General features: G+C 72.0%; 15 protein-coding genes. 4 read left to right on the top strand and 11 right to left on the bottom strand.

The features are described 5' to 3' along the window. A partial coding sequence (locus RBH18_RS38725) for a PadR family transcriptional regulator (protein WP_306215484.1) occupies window positions 1-180 on the bottom strand: 180 nt, incomplete at its 3' end. 132 nt (window positions 181-312) lie between these two features. On the opposite strand from RBH18_RS38725, the gene RBH18_RS38720 reads away from it, so the two are divergent. Next, window positions 313-1209 (top strand): MerR family transcriptional regulator, encoded by an 897-nt coding sequence (locus RBH18_RS38720; RefSeq protein WP_306215483.1) that lies wholly within the window; start codon window positions 313-315, stop codon window positions 1207-1209. Between the two features lie 362 nt (window positions 1210-1571). Here RBH18_RS38720 and RBH18_RS38715 read toward each other — a convergent pair whose 3' ends face one another. The 5 genes from RBH18_RS38715 to RBH18_RS38695 form a co-directional block, all read right to left on the bottom strand. Then, on the bottom strand, window positions 1572-2003 hold the full coding sequence (locus RBH18_RS38715; RefSeq protein ID WP_306215481.1) for a DUF3037 domain-containing protein: 432 nt from the start codon (window positions 2001-2003) through the stop codon (window positions 1572-1574). Further along, window positions 2000-2746, bottom strand: a complete 747-nt coding sequence (locus RBH18_RS38710) for a HipA family kinase (protein ID WP_306215480.1) — start codon at window positions 2744-2746, stop codon at window positions 2000-2002. Before RBH18_RS38710 ends, RBH18_RS38715 begins: the two co-directional genes overlap by 4 nt. A gap of 123 nt (window positions 2747-2869) precedes the next feature. Beyond that, window positions 2870-3430, bottom strand: a complete 561-nt coding sequence (locus tag RBH18_RS38705) for a hypothetical protein (protein WP_306215479.1) — start codon at window positions 3428-3430, stop codon at window positions 2870-2872. 117 nt (window positions 3431-3547) lie between these two features. Then, complete coding sequence (locus tag RBH18_RS38700; RefSeq protein WP_306215478.1) at window positions 3548-5032, bottom strand: deoxyguanosinetriphosphate triphosphohydrolase family protein; 1485 nt, start codon at window positions 5030-5032, stop codon at window positions 3548-3550. 288 nt (window positions 5033-5320) lie between these two features. After that, entirely contained in the window at window positions 5321-5899 is a 579-nt protein-coding gene (locus RBH18_RS38695) for an LURP-one-related/scramblase family protein (protein ID WP_306215477.1), read from the bottom strand. A gap of 119 nt (window positions 5900-6018) precedes the next feature. Here RBH18_RS38695 and RBH18_RS38690 point away from each other — a divergent pair, with 119 nt between their 5' ends. After that, window positions 6019-7128 (top strand): MBL fold metallo-hydrolase, encoded by a 1110-nt coding sequence (locus RBH18_RS38690; protein WP_306215476.1) that lies wholly within the window; start codon window positions 6019-6021, stop codon window positions 7126-7128. Between the two features lie 227 nt (window positions 7129-7355). Here RBH18_RS38690 and RBH18_RS38685 read toward each other — a convergent pair whose 3' ends face one another. The 3 genes from RBH18_RS38685 to RBH18_RS38675 all read right to left on the bottom strand — a co-directional run bounded on the left by RBH18_RS38685 (window position 7356) and on the right by RBH18_RS38675 (window position 9382). After that, entirely contained in the window at window positions 7356-7568 is a 213-nt protein-coding gene (locus RBH18_RS38685) for a hypothetical protein (RefSeq protein WP_306215475.1), read from the bottom strand. Between the two features lie 152 nt (window positions 7569-7720). Beyond that, a complete protein-coding gene (locus RBH18_RS38680) occupies window positions 7721-8626 on the bottom strand; it encodes a diacylglycerol/lipid kinase family protein (protein ID WP_306215474.1) in 906 nt (301 codons plus the stop codon). A gap of 177 nt (window positions 8627-8803) precedes the next feature. Further along, window positions 8804-9382 (bottom strand): GAF domain-containing protein, encoded by a 579-nt coding sequence (locus RBH18_RS38675; RefSeq protein WP_306215473.1) that lies wholly within the window; start codon window positions 9380-9382, stop codon window positions 8804-8806. A gap of 152 nt (window positions 9383-9534) precedes the next feature. On the opposite strand from RBH18_RS38675, the gene RBH18_RS38670 reads away from it, so the two are divergent. Both RBH18_RS38670 and RBH18_RS38665 read left to right on the top strand, forming a co-directional pair. Beyond that, entirely contained in the window at window positions 9535-10446 is a 912-nt protein-coding gene (locus RBH18_RS38670) for a PfkB family carbohydrate kinase (RefSeq protein ID WP_306215472.1), read from the top strand. After that, window positions 10439-12718, top strand: coding sequence for a glycoside hydrolase family 65 protein (locus tag RBH18_RS38665; protein ID WP_306215471.1), 2280 nt, complete (start codon window positions 10439-10441; stop codon window positions 12716-12718). Before RBH18_RS38670 ends, RBH18_RS38665 begins: the two co-directional genes overlap by 8 nt. On the opposite strand, the gene RBH18_RS38660 is transcribed toward RBH18_RS38665, so the two are convergent. Both RBH18_RS38660 and bioD read right to left on the bottom strand, forming a co-directional pair. Continuing rightward, on the bottom strand, window positions 12678-13472 hold the full coding sequence (locus RBH18_RS38660; RefSeq protein ID WP_306215470.1) for a hemolysin family protein: 795 nt from the start codon (window positions 13470-13472) through the stop codon (window positions 12678-12680). The genes RBH18_RS38665 and RBH18_RS38660 overlap by 41 nt on opposite strands. A gap of 125 nt (window positions 13473-13597) precedes the next feature. Then, window positions 13598-14329, bottom strand: a complete 732-nt coding sequence (bioD, locus tag RBH18_RS38655) for a dethiobiotin synthase (RefSeq protein WP_306215485.1) — start codon at window positions 14327-14329, stop codon at window positions 13598-13600. Between the last annotated feature and the right edge of the window lie 268 nt (window positions 14330-14597).

The raw sequence follows: 14597 nt of genomic DNA, 5'->3' as shown, positions 1-14597 counted from the left end.
GACCAGACCCAGGCGCTCGAGTCGCAAGAGGACGGGATAGAGCGTGCCGCCCGCGATAGCACCCAGGCCGGCCGATTCCAGCTGCCGGCCGATCTCGTAGCCGTAGGACTCGCCGCGCGCCAGGGCGCCGAGGACGCAGAGGTCAAGCACCCCGCGGAGCCACTGTTGCCGCCGATCCACGCGAAGAAGGTAGCACCACTACCTAGTCGTCGTCGTGCTCGTGTGACGACGCTCGCCCTTGGGTGAAGTGCGGTGATTAGTCGCTTTGGCGAACTGGACTCGTCCCCTGGGGCAGGGTGCAAACTCCCCGGCATGAGAAGCATCGACCTGCGGGGGTTGACGATCGGTGAGTTCGGCCGGAGGGCCGGTCTCACGGTCAAGGCCCTGCGTCTTTACGAGATGTCCGGGCTGTTGCCGCCGGCCGAGGTGGACGCCGCGACGGGCTACCGGCGATATGCGCTGAGCCAGCTGGAGCGCGCTCGGCGCATCAGCCTCCTCCGCCGGCTCGACATGCCGCTCGCCGTGGTGGCCGAGGTCCTCGACGATGGGGGCGAGGGCGCGACGCTCCTCGACCACTGGTGGGCAGGGCAGGAGCAGGCCATCCAGACCCGTCGCAACAGTGTGAGCTGGCTGCGGACCCAGCTGCTCGCCGACGGCGCGGCCGAGCCGGCCTATGAGGTGCATCGCCGTCACGTCCCCGGCGTGAAGGTCGCCTCCGTGCACTGCGAGGCCGACCAGCAAAGTCTGCTCGACACCATCCAGCGCGCGAGGTGGGACGTGCGCCAGGTGCTGGAGTCCGCCGCCGCTGCCACGACCGCCGAGCACTGGGTGGTCTACCACGGCTTCGTGACCCCCGAGACGGTCGCGCCCATCGAGGTCTGTGTGCCGTTCACCGGTGCCGTCGAGCCCGATCGCAATGTCGCCATCCGCCGGGAGCCGGCTCACGAGCAGCTCTACGCGACCCTGTTCGGCGCGATGGCTTCGACGCTGGGGAAGAGCGAGGAGCTGGCCCTCATCGACGAGGTGGCGGCGCTGGTGATCGCCGCTGACGAGGGAGACGATGCGGCGGAGCGTGCATTGGCGGCACGGTATGCCGCGGATGCGCGACTCCACCCTGGACGCATGGTCACGTCACGGTCGCCCCGAGGCGTCGTTCTCGAGGTTGACCTGACGCGGAATTCCTTGCCTGTCGCGGTGCGGGAGCTTTGATGATCACCACCGACCAGAAATTGATCTGCCGGATGAACAGCGCTGTGGCGTCTCATGACGATGCGCGCCGCTCCTCCCCGTGGGGTGCAGTCATGTGTCTGCGCTTCGGACGGCGTGCGCGGGAGTTCCGGCGTGGCGGCATGGCCGCACACTGCGTCGTTGCGTCGGGCCCCGGTCTTCTTTTCTCCTCGGTATGGAGGTCGTCTCTGCGGCCTCGAAACGGTGAAGCCCGGTTCGGGAGCGGCGTGGGCGGGCGACGTTGCGGCGGCACGGGAGAGCCGGCGGAGGCTTCGGCGGTCGGGGCTGCCGCCCGGGACAATCGACCGATGCCCCGGGCGGGGGAGAGCCGAGGAGCTATGTGGTCAGTGGACGAGGAGCTCGACGAGGCGGTCCAGCTCGGCGCCGGGATCCTCGGCGAGGCCCATGTGGACCGGGCCGGCCTGCAGGATCGTGCTGCGCGGGGCGACCATCCAGCGGAAGCGCTCGCCCTGCTTCATGGTGCGGGCGGCGCCCCCGTCGGAGCCGCCGGCGCAGGTGATCTCCCAGGCCTTCAGAGCGGCGCGGATCGAGTCCAGGTCGGCGTGAGGGTCGAGGGCGAGCAGGCGAGCCTCGTGCAGATGCGTGCGAGCCGCCAGGAAGTCGCGGCGCTGGGAGTAGAGCACGACGCCGACATTGATCTGCTCGCCGCGTTCGACTCGGGGGACGGCGCGGATGATCGCGTATTCGTAGGGCACCCGGGCAGGCCGGAGCGCCGGAGCGGCAGCCGCGCCGACGACGGTGAGGTTGTCGGTCATGCCGGCATCCACGCGGTGGGGTCGGCGGCACGGGCGAGCAGATGGTCGCGGTAGGCGGCGCGCGCTGCCTCGGCGGTGTCGAAGTCGAAGGCTGCCAGCCACTCGTCGGGCACCAGCGCGAGCACGTCGTCCAAGAGCTCGGCGGTGAGCCGGGGCACGATCAGGCCGGCCGCGGCCGGGACGGCGGTGGCATAGGGCTTGAGCACGTGGTCGTCGGCCTTGTAGGGGCGGTGGACGACGGCTGCGGCGCGAGGCCAGTTGTGATGGAAGTAGAGGGTGGCGCCGTGGTCGATGAGCCAGAGCTCGCCGTGCCAGATCAGCAAGTTGGGGTTGCGCCAGCTGCGGTCGACGTTCTCGACGAAGGCGTCGAAGACGAGGATCTGCGAGGCGAGGTCCGCCTCCACCGGATAGGCGACCGGGTCGTAGCCGAGCGCGCCGGGCAGGTAGTCCATGCCCAGGTTGGTGCCGGCGCTGGCCTTGATCAGCTCCTGCACCTCCTCGTCGGGCTCGGCGCGGGCCACGACCGGGTCCAGGTGCGTGATGACGAGCTCCGGCACCGGGAGCCCGAGGCGGCGGGCCAGCTCGCCGGAGATCACCTCGGCGACCAACGCCTTGGGGCCCTGACCCGCGCCGCGGAACTTGACGACATAGGTGCCGAGGTTGTCGGCCTCCACGATGCCGGGCAGGGAGCCGCCCTCCCGCAGGGGCGTGACGTAGCGGACGGCGGTTACCTCGGGCAGCACGCGACCACCCTAGCCGGGCCGTCCCGGCGCGCGGGCAGGGACGGGCGGCTCGGGCGGCTTCGAGGGCTCGGTCGGCTTCTACGACTCGGGCGGTTCTGGCGGCGTCGTGGACACCGCGACCGGTCAGTCGGCGGCAGGCGAGGCGGGGCCGCGGCGGCGGAGGGTCTCCACCTGGGTGAGGGCCTGACGGAGCTCGGACAGCCAGTCGTCGCTGTGCTCGCCGACCAGGCGGACGCACCAGGCCAGGGCCTCGGAGCGGCTGCGGGCGACGCCGGCGTCGACGAGGGTGTCGAGGACCTGGCGCTCGGGCTGACGCAGGCGGGTCATGACCGGCGCCGAGAGGTGGGTGAAGAGCTCGTTGGTGTCGCCGCACCGGATGCCCCAGCTGACCTTGCGCTGGTAGCGGTGCTCGACCTGGCGGGCGATGCGGATCCGGTCGTCGCGCGTGTCCTCGCGGAACTGGTGGATGCGTCCGGCGTGTGCGGCCGCGCGGTCCGCCTCGGCGGCGTCGGCGCCCAGGTCGGGGGCGGGAACACGGCCCCAGATCAAGATTTCGTCGCGGTCGGCGACGACCTCCGGAGGCTCGGTGAACCACGTGTCGGGGACGGCGCCGGTGATCCAGGCGGCGGCGTCATCGGCGGGCGGGGGCTCGGTTCGGGTGCCGGACGGTGGACGGTAGCGCATGACGGCCTCCCCTGGTGCTTCGTTGATTACATGCTTACACCGTTGCGTGCGTTGCGCCAGGAAGGCCGCTTCCGCTCAGAGCGGAAGCGGCGGGGGTGCCGGGAGGCGAGGGGTGGATCAGAGAACGAAGGAGTCCGTCCAGAGCTGGCGGCTGCGGCCGGAGAGGGCATCCATCAGAGCCACCGCCTGGCTGTCCGTCAGCGCCGCCACATAGTCGATCACCGCACGACCCCGGGCCCGGGCCACGCGGTCGGGGGTGCCCTCGGGCAGCTCGGCCTCGGCGAGTTCGACGAGGTCCCGGATCCGGCTGGGGAGGCGTTCCGCCTCGGCGGGGTCGGCCAGCCAGGCCAGCAGGGCCTCGACCAGCGACTCCAGCAGGCGCGCCTGGCCCCGCTGATGCAGGGCCAGATCGGGCCGGGCGAGGACGAAGCGGTTCTGGACGAACTTGAGGATCTGGACCTCGTGCCACTGGGCCGGGGCGAGCTGGACGTGGCCGGAGCGCACCGCGGGGGAGTCCGTGACGGCGATGGCGTCGACCAGACGCTTGGTCCACATGGCGGAAAAGGCCGCCACCTGCGACTCCGCCTCCAGGGAGCCGTCGAAGGGGACGCTGAGCAGGCCGTCGACGAGCTCGGCGCGGACCTGCTCGACCGCGGCGGCGAAAGCTTCGTCGTCGGTGACCCAGCCGTCCTTGCGATGCAACTGCCGGCGGAGGGCCTCGATGGCGTTGCCGGGGCGGCGCTGGACGAGCTCCTCGTCGGCGGTGCCGGAGTAGGAGGTGCGCTGCCAGGCCATCAGCTCGCCCGCGACCGCGCCCTGCTGGAGGACGCCGACGCGGTGAACGTCCTCGAGGTCGTGGATGGCGTAGGCGATGTCGTCGGCCGTGTCCATGACCGAGGCCTCGGGGGTCTGCTGCCAGTCGGCGACCAGGCCGGTGAAGGGGGCGCGTGCCTCGATCATGTCGTCGCGCTCGGTGGAGTAGGCGCCGAACTTCAGGGAGCCGCCGTCGGGGTCGTCCGGAGGTGCCGCGGCGCCGCGGGGAGCCGGGTCCATGAAGCGCGGGTGCGGGTCCGGGTGGCTGCGGCGGGTCCACGGGTACTTGAGGATGGCGGCGCGGGTGGCGGCGGTGAGGTTGAGGCCGATGGTGGCCTCGCCGCGGATCTCGGTGCTGGTGACGATGCGGTAGGACTGGGCGTTGCCCTCGAAGCCGTCGCGCAGGCGGAGGTGCTGGCGCGCGAGGTTGTCGAGGACGCGCTCGCCCAGGTGGCCGAAGGGCGGGTGGCCGAGGTCGTGTGCGAGCGCCGCCGCCTCCACCACGTCGGGGTCGCAGCCGCCGAGCTTGGCGAGCTGGTCGGGGTAGCGGGAGAGCAGCCGCTCCGCGATCGCGCGCGCCACCGAGGCGACCTTGAGGCTGTGGGTCAGGCGGTTGTGCACCAGCAGCCCGGCGCCGCCGGGGCTGATGACCTGGGTGACGCCGCCGAGGCGGGCGAAGAAGGGCGAGCTGACGATCCGGTCGCGGTCGACGCGGAACGGGCTGGCGGCGAGATCGCCGGGGGCGACGAGGCCGTCACCGAAGCGGCGCCGGGCGCGTGGATCTTCCATGCGCCCGACGCTAATACATCAGCGCCGGAGCGGTTCCGCAGCCCGAGGCGGCCGCAGCCAGGTCAGCGCGCATGCGAGTCGCCGTCCGCTGCCACGGCGCGGCAGCGATGGGAGGGTGACCGGCCGCCCGGGGTGCCTCTTGCTGTCCCTGCGCGGGGCGGGAGGGCCAGTGGGCGTGCGGGGCGCCGGCCGTTGCCGCGACGCGAGGGCGGCGAGAGGGTCAGTGGGCGTGCGAGTCGCCGGGCCGGTGTCGCGGCCCGGCGACGGGGGACGACGGCGACGAGGAGGTCAGCGGGCCTGCAGGGCGTCGAGGGCGACGGCCATTGCGAGCACGAGGCGGCGGTCCAGCGACGGGTCGTGCACGGTGACGACGTACTTGTCGCGCAGGCCCCACTTCTTGACCACGGTGAAGCCCGGCCGGCCGTTCAGCACGAAGTCGAAGTGGTAGGGCAGCCACGACAGCGACTCGACGAAGCGCCGCAGGATGGCGACCCACTGGTTGGTCTCCTGGCCGGTCAGCTCGCCGTAGCCGGGCTGGTCCAGGTGCCACGTCGAGCGCAGCAGCGAAGCCCTGAAGTTCTTGCGGAAAGAGCCGATAGGAGTGCCGGCCGCGTCCGTGACGTCGTACGTGGCGCCGAGGTCCATGACCTGGCGAGCCTTGAAGCCGAGCACGGGAGTGGACTTGGAGTCGTCGGTGTAGAGCGTCACCTGCTCCTTGAAGGCCATCCGCTTCTGCTGGGCGAAGGCGAGCAGGCCGGCCTCGGATCCGTCCGGGGCGGCGGCGTGGACCTCGTACTGGTTGACCATCAGGCGGATGCGCTGACGGACGATGAACTGGTGCTGCTGCTGAAGCGTGTCGGCGGTCACGGGCGGCAGTGTGACATACATCCGAAGCTGAGGACGTCCTCAGGTCCATGGTGGCGACCCCTGGCCCTCCACAGCCACACTTGAGTACCGGAACATCAATCCTGATGGAGGAAGCGCGCATGGCGAAGAAGAGGCGGACCGGGGCCTGGATCGCCCTCGCGGTGGGCGCCGCGGCGGTGTGGGCCGCGAAGGACATCCCGCTGCAGATGGGTTCGCGGCAGATCGGCAAGCGCGCGACCGGCGAGCGGGCCGAGCGTTACCGCCGGTCGGCCCAGTTCTCGGACGGCAAGTTCCGCAACACCCTCCCGGGCACCGAGATCGCGCCCGGCTCGATGCCGGGCATGCTGGCCGCCACCCTGCGCGACCGCGACCGCCGGCGACCCGGCTCGCCGGTGCCGCTCGTCACCCCGGAGACCGGCGGCGACGGGCTGTATGTGACCTGGTACGGGCACTCGTCCGCCCTGGTCGAGATCGAGGGCCGCCGCGTCCTGCTGGACCCGGTGTGGAGCGAGCGCTGCTCCCCGTCGCGGCTGCAGGGCCCGAAGCGGCTGCACGAGCCCCCGGTCGCGCTGCGGGACCTCCCGCCGCTCGACGCGGTGCTGATCTCCCACGACCACTACGACCACCTGGACATGGAGACGATCCGCAACCTGGTGGACCTGCAGGCGGCGCCGTTCCTGGTGCCGCTGGGTATCGGGGCGCACCTGGAGCGGTGGGGCGTGCCGGCCACCCGCATCATCGAGCTCGACTGGGACGAGAAGGCCACGGTTGCTGGCATCGAGTTCATCGCCACGGAGGCGCGCCACTTCTCGGGCCGCGGCTTCTCGCGCGACGAGACCCTGTGGGCCTCCTGGGTGATCAACGGCCCGACGCGCAAGGCGTTCTACTCCGGCGACACGGGTTACCACCCCGGCTTCGCGCGGGTGGGCGAGCAGCACGGCCCGTTCGACGTGACGCTGGTGCAGGTCGGTGCCTACGGCGATGCGTGGCCGGACATCCACATGTTCCCGGAGGACGGCGTGGCGACCCACGTCGACGTCCGCGGCAAGGTGATGATCCCGGTCCACTGGGCGACGTTCAACCTGGCGTTGCACGACTGGTCCGAGCCGGCCGACCGCACCTGGCGCGAGGCCAAGGCGCGCGACGTGACGCTCGCGATCCCGCGCCCGGGCGAGCGGGTCGATGTGGACAACCCGCCCGCCGTGGACGGCTGGTGGCAGCAGCTCTGACGGCGACAGCCTCGCCGGCCGGCAGCAACGGCGGTCGGCGAGGCGGCAACGCTTCCGGGTGCCCGGGGGCGATGCGGCAATCGTTTCCCGGGGCCCGGGGGCGATGCGGGAACCGCTTCCGGGTGTCCGGGGCGACGCGGGAACCGCTTCCGGGGTGCCCGGGCGCGACGTGACAACCGTTTCCCGATGCTCGGGGGCGACGCGGCAACCGTTTCCTGGGTGCCGGGTCAGGTGCCGGCGGCGTAGGCGGCGGCGAAGAGGGTCAGCATGAGGACGGCGGTGCCCACGATGAGGGGGCGGGCGTTGTTCCAGAAGATTTTGCGCTTGGCCGGGACGTCGCGCTTGGCGGAGCGGAGATCCCGGAGGCCGGCGTGGGCGCGGCCCACGCGGTAGCCGATCATGATCACGCCGACCGCGGTGATCAGCACTGCGACGCTCACTGCGGAACTCTGGTGGGACGACATGCGAAACCCCCTGGAGTGCTGCGTAGTGGTGCCGGACGAACCCCAGTGTGGGGGCCCGGAACGCGCGCATCCAGGGGATTTGCGGGCATGAACGGCTGATGCCGGGACGATGGTGATTTGTCGGGGTGTCAGCTTTCCGATCGTTGCCGGGGCACCAGGACCTTGACAGCGGCGGGAGCCACCTCGACGCGGATCTTCTTGACCGCGTCGCGGGCGCCGCCGTCGAGCTCGTACGTCAACGGCTGCTTGAGGGTCACGTCGATGCGCCGGGCGCGGGTCATGTGCACGAAGGGCGATTTGTCCGAACGGCCGACCGCCATCCGGCCCATCGTGCGCGCCCACTCGGCGGCGCCCCGGGCGGTGGCCACGCCTACGTCGAGCCAGCCGTCGTCCGGCTTGGCGTCGTCGAAGGCCGTGATGCCGCCGGTGATCATGCTGACGTTCCCGACGAGGACGCAGCTCGCGGTGTCGGCGAACCAGCTCGTACCGTCCACCTTGATCTTCGCCTTCGGGGCGGGATCCTCCAGGTGGCGCAGGCCGGTCCAGACGTACGACAGCTTGCCCATCCGATCCTTCAGCTTGCCGTCCGCGTCGTGGATCATCGCCCCGTCGAAGCCGATGCCGGCCATGACCGCGAAGTGCTCGCCGTTGAACACGCCGAGGTCGAGCTTGCGAGGAGCGCCCCGGAACGCGATGTCGACGGCGCCGGCCAGGTCCGCGGGGATGCCCAGGTTCGTGGCGAGCAGGTTCGCGGTGCCGGCGGGGATGATCGCGATCGGGATCTTCGCCTTCAGCCCGGCGAGCGTGTCGAGGCTGCGCTGCACCATGCCGTCGCCGCCCCAGACCACCACCAGGTCGGGCTTCTTCTCGACGGCCCGGCGCAGCTGCTTGGGCGCCTTCTTGCTCTTCGGGACCTCGTACCAGAGGAGGTCCTCGACGCCCTCGTCGGTGATCCGGCGGCGCAGCTCGTCGAGCCCGCCGCCGAGGGTCTTGCGCTGGTGCGCGATGACGGCGACTTTCCGGGGAGTCCGCATACCGACGCCGATACCCGAACGTCCCGAATTTGAAGCCCCAGCCCGGAAGACCGACGCGAAGGCCGAAGCCCGAGCCCGGAAGACCGAAGCAAAGACCGAAGCCCGAGCCCGGAAGACCGAAGCGAAGACCGAAAGCCGGGGACCGAAGCCGAAGACCGAAGACCGAAGACCGAACGCTCAGTGCACCGTCTGACGCATACGTTCCTCGGCGGCGGCGCTGCGGACCACCATCAGCCGCAGCTCCAGCTCGTCGGCGACCATCGCGGCGAGGTGCTCCAGCGCCTTGAGCTGCCGGGGTGTCGTCTCGCGCGGGCGGCTGTCGATCACGTTGACCGTGCCGAGGCGGTAGCCGTCGTGCGTACGGATGGGGGCCGCGGCGTAGAAGCGCAGGCCGAGCTCGCCACGGACTAGGGGGTGTTCGAGGGTGCGGGGGTCGACGGCCGCGTTGTTGATCACGTAGACGTCGTCCTGCGCGATGACGGACGCGCACAGCCCCGGCTCGCGGCCCAGCTCGCGGACGCCGGTGAGGCCCTGGCACGCCGCGAGCCACACCCGGTCCTGCTCGACCAGGGACACCGTGGCGATCGGGGTTTCGAAGATGGCGCCCGCCACGAAGGCGATCCGGTCGTACGCGTCCTCGACCGGCTGGTCCACGAGCCGGTAGCGGCGCACCGCCTCGAGCCGGCGGCGCTCCTCCGGGCCGACGTTGTCCAGGTATTCGTAGGCGCCCCCGGACACCGGACTGCTGCTGGTCACCAAGCCTCCAGAGAGAGAAGAAGTCAGGAAAGTCTCAGGAACGAGCGTAGTGAGCGCTCAGGGGCCCTGCGCAATGGTGCGGGCACGGGAAATCCGAGGTGAGGCGGCCCTTGGGCGGGAATGTCGCACAAACTGTCGGGTATCAGAGGGACGTGCACGCTCCCACTGCCGCCGTGGCCGGCCAACTCGCCCGTGATCTCGTCCTGTCCGTCGGCGCCGCCCCCGGCGCCGGGGAGGCCGCCGACGCGTCCGCGCGGCGCGAGCAACTCGGCGGGAAGGGCGCCAACCAGGCGGTGGGTCTGGCCCAACTGGGCGTACGCCCGCAGCTGATAGCCGTGGCCGGCGACGACACGATCGGGGACGTGCTGCTCGACCAGGCCCGGCGCGACGGCATCGGCGTCGGGGCGGTGGTCCGGCGCGCCGGGGCGCTGACCGGGCTCATCGTGGAGGTGCTCGACGGGGACGGCAAGTGGCGGTACGTCCAGCATCTTCCCGAGCCGGTGCTGCTGACCGAGGAGGACGTGCTGCGGGCGCACGACGTGATCGCGGGCTCGGACGCCGTACTCGTGCAACTGCAGCAACCGCCCGCTGCCGTGCTGGCCGCCGCCCGGATCGGCCACGACGCGGGCCGGCTGGTGGTGCTCGACGGGGTGCCGGACGAGGGCACGCGCGACGAACTGCTCGCGTACGCCGGCGTGTTGCGCGCGGACGAGCAGGAGGCCGAGCTGCTGTGCGGCGGCGAGGCCACCGTGGAACGGGCGCGTGAGCTGCTCGGGAAGGGTCCGAAGCTGCTGGCGCTCGGCGTGGCGGAGGGCAACCTGTTCGTGTGGGAGGACGGGCACGTACGCCTGCCGCTCACGAGCGAGGATGTGGTGGACACCACCGGGGGCGGTGACGCCTTCACGGCTGCGCTCACGGCAGCCCTGTTGCGTGGCGAGGATTACGCCTTCGCGGCCCGGTGGGCAGTCGCGGCGTCCGGCGCGACCGTCGGGCACCCGGGCGGCCGTCCCGCCCTGACCGTCGCCGAGATCGAGCAGCGGGCGGGAGCGATCGCTCGTGGGTGAGATCGGGCCCGCCGAGCCGTGGGCGGTGCGGGAGACGGCCCTGTCCGAGGGCGACCTGCGCCAGGCCGAGTCGCTGTTCGCGCTGGCCAACGGGCACATCGGACTGCGCGGCAACCTGGACGAGGGCGACCCGGTGGGCATGCCGGGCACCTATCTCAACTCGCTGTTCGAGGAGCGGGACCTGACGTACCCCGAGGCCGGGTACGGCTTCCCGCAGCGCACCCAGACGGTGGTCGACGCCCCTGACGGCAAGGTGATCAGGCTCACTGTGGACGGCGACCCCTTCGACGTCCGGACCGGCACGGTGCACCGGCACGAGCGCGTGCTCGACCTGCGCGCCGGCACACTGCGCCGGGACGTCGACTGGACGAGCCCGTCCGGCGCCCGGATCCGGCTCAGCAGCACGCGCGTGGTGTCGTTCACGCACCCCGCTGTCGCCGCGATCCGGTGGGAGGTCACGGCGGGGGAGGGCGCGGTGACCGTACGCGTGGAATCGGATCTCGCGGCGAACCAGCCGCAACCGGAGCAGCGGGACGACCCCCGCGCGTCGGCCGTGGTCGAGTCGCCGTTCGAGGCGCTGTCGCACGCGGACGACGTGCTGCTCCACCGCACCAAGCGCAGCAAGATCGAGGTTGCCTCGGCCGTCGCGCACGAGGTCAGCACCGGGCGCACCGAGGTCCGGTCCGAGCCGGACCGCATCCGCACGGTGGTCACCGCCGAGCTCCCGGCCGGCGGCTCGCTGCGCCTCGACAAGATCATCGCGTACGCGTGGAGCGAGCCGGATCCCCTCCCCAAGGCGCGCGCCGACCGCGACGAGGCCGTCCGCGTGGGCTTCGACACCTTGTGTGACGAACAACGCGCCTATCTCGACGACTTCTGGGCGGGTGCCGATGTCGAGCTCGAAGGCGACCCGGAGGTGCAACAGGGCGTCCGCTTCGGGCTCTTCCACGTGCTGCAGGCGGGCGCGCAGGCCGGGCCGCACCCCATCGCGGCGAAGGGGCTGACCGGCAACGGCTACGACGGGCACACGCTCTGGGACACCGAGACGTTCGTGCTGCCGCTCCTGACGTACACGCATCCGGCCTGCGTGGGGTCGGCCCTGCGCTGGCGCCACCGCACCCTCGGCGCGGCCCGCGACCGGGCCGAGGAGCTGCGGCTGGCCGGCGCCACCTATCCATGGCGGACGATCTCCGGGCCGGAATGCTCGGGCTACTGGCCGGCCGGGACGGCCGCCCTGCACGTCAACGCGGACATCGCCGCGGCGGTGCTGCGCTACGTCGCGGCCACCGGCGACGAGGACTTCCTCGAGGAGGCGGGGCTGGAGATCCTCGCCGAGACCGCCCGGCTCTGGGCCCGGCTGATCCACGTCGACGACCACGGGGTGGCGCACATCGACGGCGTGACCGGCCCGGACGAGTACACCGCGCTGGTCGACGACAACATGTTCACCAACCTGATGGCGCAGCACAACCTGCTCGGCGCCGCCTCCTACGGGTCGCGCATGCCGGGCGTCGCCGACGACGAGATCGCCCGCTGGAAGGAACTGGCCGAGGCGCTCTTCCTGCCCTACTCCGCCACCCGGAACGTGCACGAGCAGCACAGCGGCTTCACCCGCTTCGAGGAGTGGGACTTCAGCGCCGACGGCTATCCGCTGTTCATGCACTACCCGTACCTGGATCTGTATCGCCGTCAGGTTGTCAAGCAGGCGGACCTCGTGCTGGCGATGATGCTGCGCGGCGACGCGTTCACCGCCGAGGAGAAGTTGCGGAACTTCGTGTACTACGAGGCGCGTACGGTCCGGGACTCCTCGCTGTCGGCACCCGCGCAGGCCGTCCTCGCGGCGGAGACCGGTCACCTCGACCTCGCCCACGACTATCTCGCCGAGGCGGCGCTGCTCGACCTGCGCGGCGGCGGCGAGTCCAGCGGGGACGGTCTGCACATCGCCGCCTGCGCCGGGGCGTGGACGGCGCTGGTCATGGGCTTCGGCGGCCTGCGCGACCACGACGGGCGGCTGTCCTTCGCCCCGCGACTGCCGCGACACCTGCCCCGGCTGCGCTTCCGGTTGCGCTGGCGGGACAGCCGCCTGGTGGTGACCATCACCCCCGGCAAGGCCACGTACGAAGTCAGCGGCGGCGAGCTGTCCTTCACCCACCACGACACGCCGGTGACCGTGGCCGAGGGCGACCCGGTGACGTTGCCGCTGCCGTCCGAGCCGGTGCGCGAGGCGCCCTTCACACCGCGCCCGCCGTCGCGCGCAACCTCACCCTCGTGATCGCGCGGCCCGTCACCTCCTCGACCTCCGCCGTGAACCCGTGCCGCCTGACCACCTCGCCCGGCCCGGTCGGAATGTGGCCGAGCTCGGCGAGCAGCAGGCCGGCGATCGTGGTGTAGTCGCCGTCCGCGCCGCTGAACCCGATCCCGGGCAGCTCGTGGATCGGGTAGGAGCCGGGCAGCAGCAGCGCGCCGTCCGGCTCCTCGACGACGGGCTGGGCGTCCCGGTCGGTCTCGTCGTAGATCTCCCCGACGATCTCCTCGACCAGATCCTCCATGGTCACGATGCCCTCGACGGCGCCGCCCTCGTCCACGACCAGCGCGAACTGCTGCCGCTCCAGCCGCAGCTGGCGCAGCGCGTCGGACACCTTGGCCATCCCGAGCAGGAACAGCACCGGATGCACCAGGGCGTCGACCGGCTCGTCCGCCTTGTCGTCGCCGGCGAGGTCGCGCAGGTGCACGATGCCCGCCACGTCGTCCAGCCCGGCCGGGCCCACGACCGGCGCCCGGGAATGGCCGGCGTCGATGAGGGCGTCGAGCGCCGTACGGGCGGGGGTGCCCGTCGCCAGCGTCAGCACGTCGCGGCGGGGCACCAGGATCTCGCGCAGGCTGCGCTCGGCGATCTCGAACGCCCCGGAGATGATCGTGCGCTGCTCGGCGGAGAAGTCGCGGCGGGCGGCGACCATCGCGCGGATCTGCTCCGGGGTGGCCTCCACGCGTCGCATCAGTCGGCTCAGGGTCTTCGCGAGGCGCACGCCCTTGTTCTTACCTGGTCACCGGCGGTCATTTCAGCCGCTTGGCCTCAGCCGCTTTCGGGGGCCGCTCGGCTCGGCGGCTTTCGCGGGCCGCTCGGCTCGGCGGCTTCCGCGGGCCGCTCGGCTCAGCCGCTTTCCTCGGCCCAGACCCGCCAGTCGTCGAGGACGCCGTAGAGCTCGGGGGTGAGCCAGCCCGGCGCCGAGCGCTGGAACACGCCCGGATCCATCCGGTCGGCGCCCTCGGGCAGCGCGCCGAGCAGGTGCGGGATCAGCTCGGTGAGGTTCGCCCAGTGCACCAGCTCCGGTTCCGCGGGCCAGGCGCCCAGCACCACCTTGGCCGAGGCGCCGCGTCGCTCGAGCGCCTCGAGCGTGAGGGCGGTGTGGTTGAGCGTGCCGAGCCCGGCCCGCGCCACGACCAGCGTCGGCACCCCGAGCGTGGTCGCCAGGTCGGCCATCGTCCACGCCTCGCCCGACGGCCGTACCCCCATCGGCGTCAGCAGCCCGCCGACGCCCTCGACCAGCACGAGATCATGCCGCGCCGACTCGGCTCGCAGCGCGTCCACCACCTCGTACAGCTCCAGCGGCGCCAGACCGGCGAACCGCGCGGCCGGCAGCGGCGCGAGCTGCTCCGGGTAGGAAGCCAGCGTCCGGCAGGTGCGCGGCGCGGCGAGACGGGTGATGCGGTCGGCGTCGGTGGGGGCGCCGGTGGCCGTACCCGTCTGGCCGGCCTTGATCACCGCCACCCGCAACCCGGCCCCCTGCGCGGCCGCCGCGATCGCCGAAGCCACCGCCGTCTTGCCGACGCCGCCGTCGGTCCCGCTCACCAGCACGATCCCGCGCCACTCACCATGATCCACCGGCTGAGGCGCGGGCCGGCCTTCCTTCCCAGGTACGCCACCAGCCCCCGACCCGGCCCCGTCCGCTCCCCGCTCGTCCGCGTCGGATCCGGCCTGGCTTTCCTCGGCCGGCTCGTCTTCGGCGGGCTCGCTTTCGGCGGGCTCCTCCTCGGTGGGCTCGCTCTCGGCCGGCTCGTCCTCGCCCGGCTCCTCCTTCGCCGGCTCGTCACCGGGTGCCTCGGAAGGGGCTTCCTCTGGCGCAGGGCTGATGGGCGCAGGACTGATGGGG

It is taken from the genome of Actinoplanes oryzae (assembly GCF_030757795.1).
Taxonomy (GTDB): domain Bacteria; phylum Actinomycetota; class Actinomycetes; order Mycobacteriales; family Micromonosporaceae; genus Actinoplanes.
This window is presented reverse-complemented; position numbering and strand designations above follow the sequence as displayed.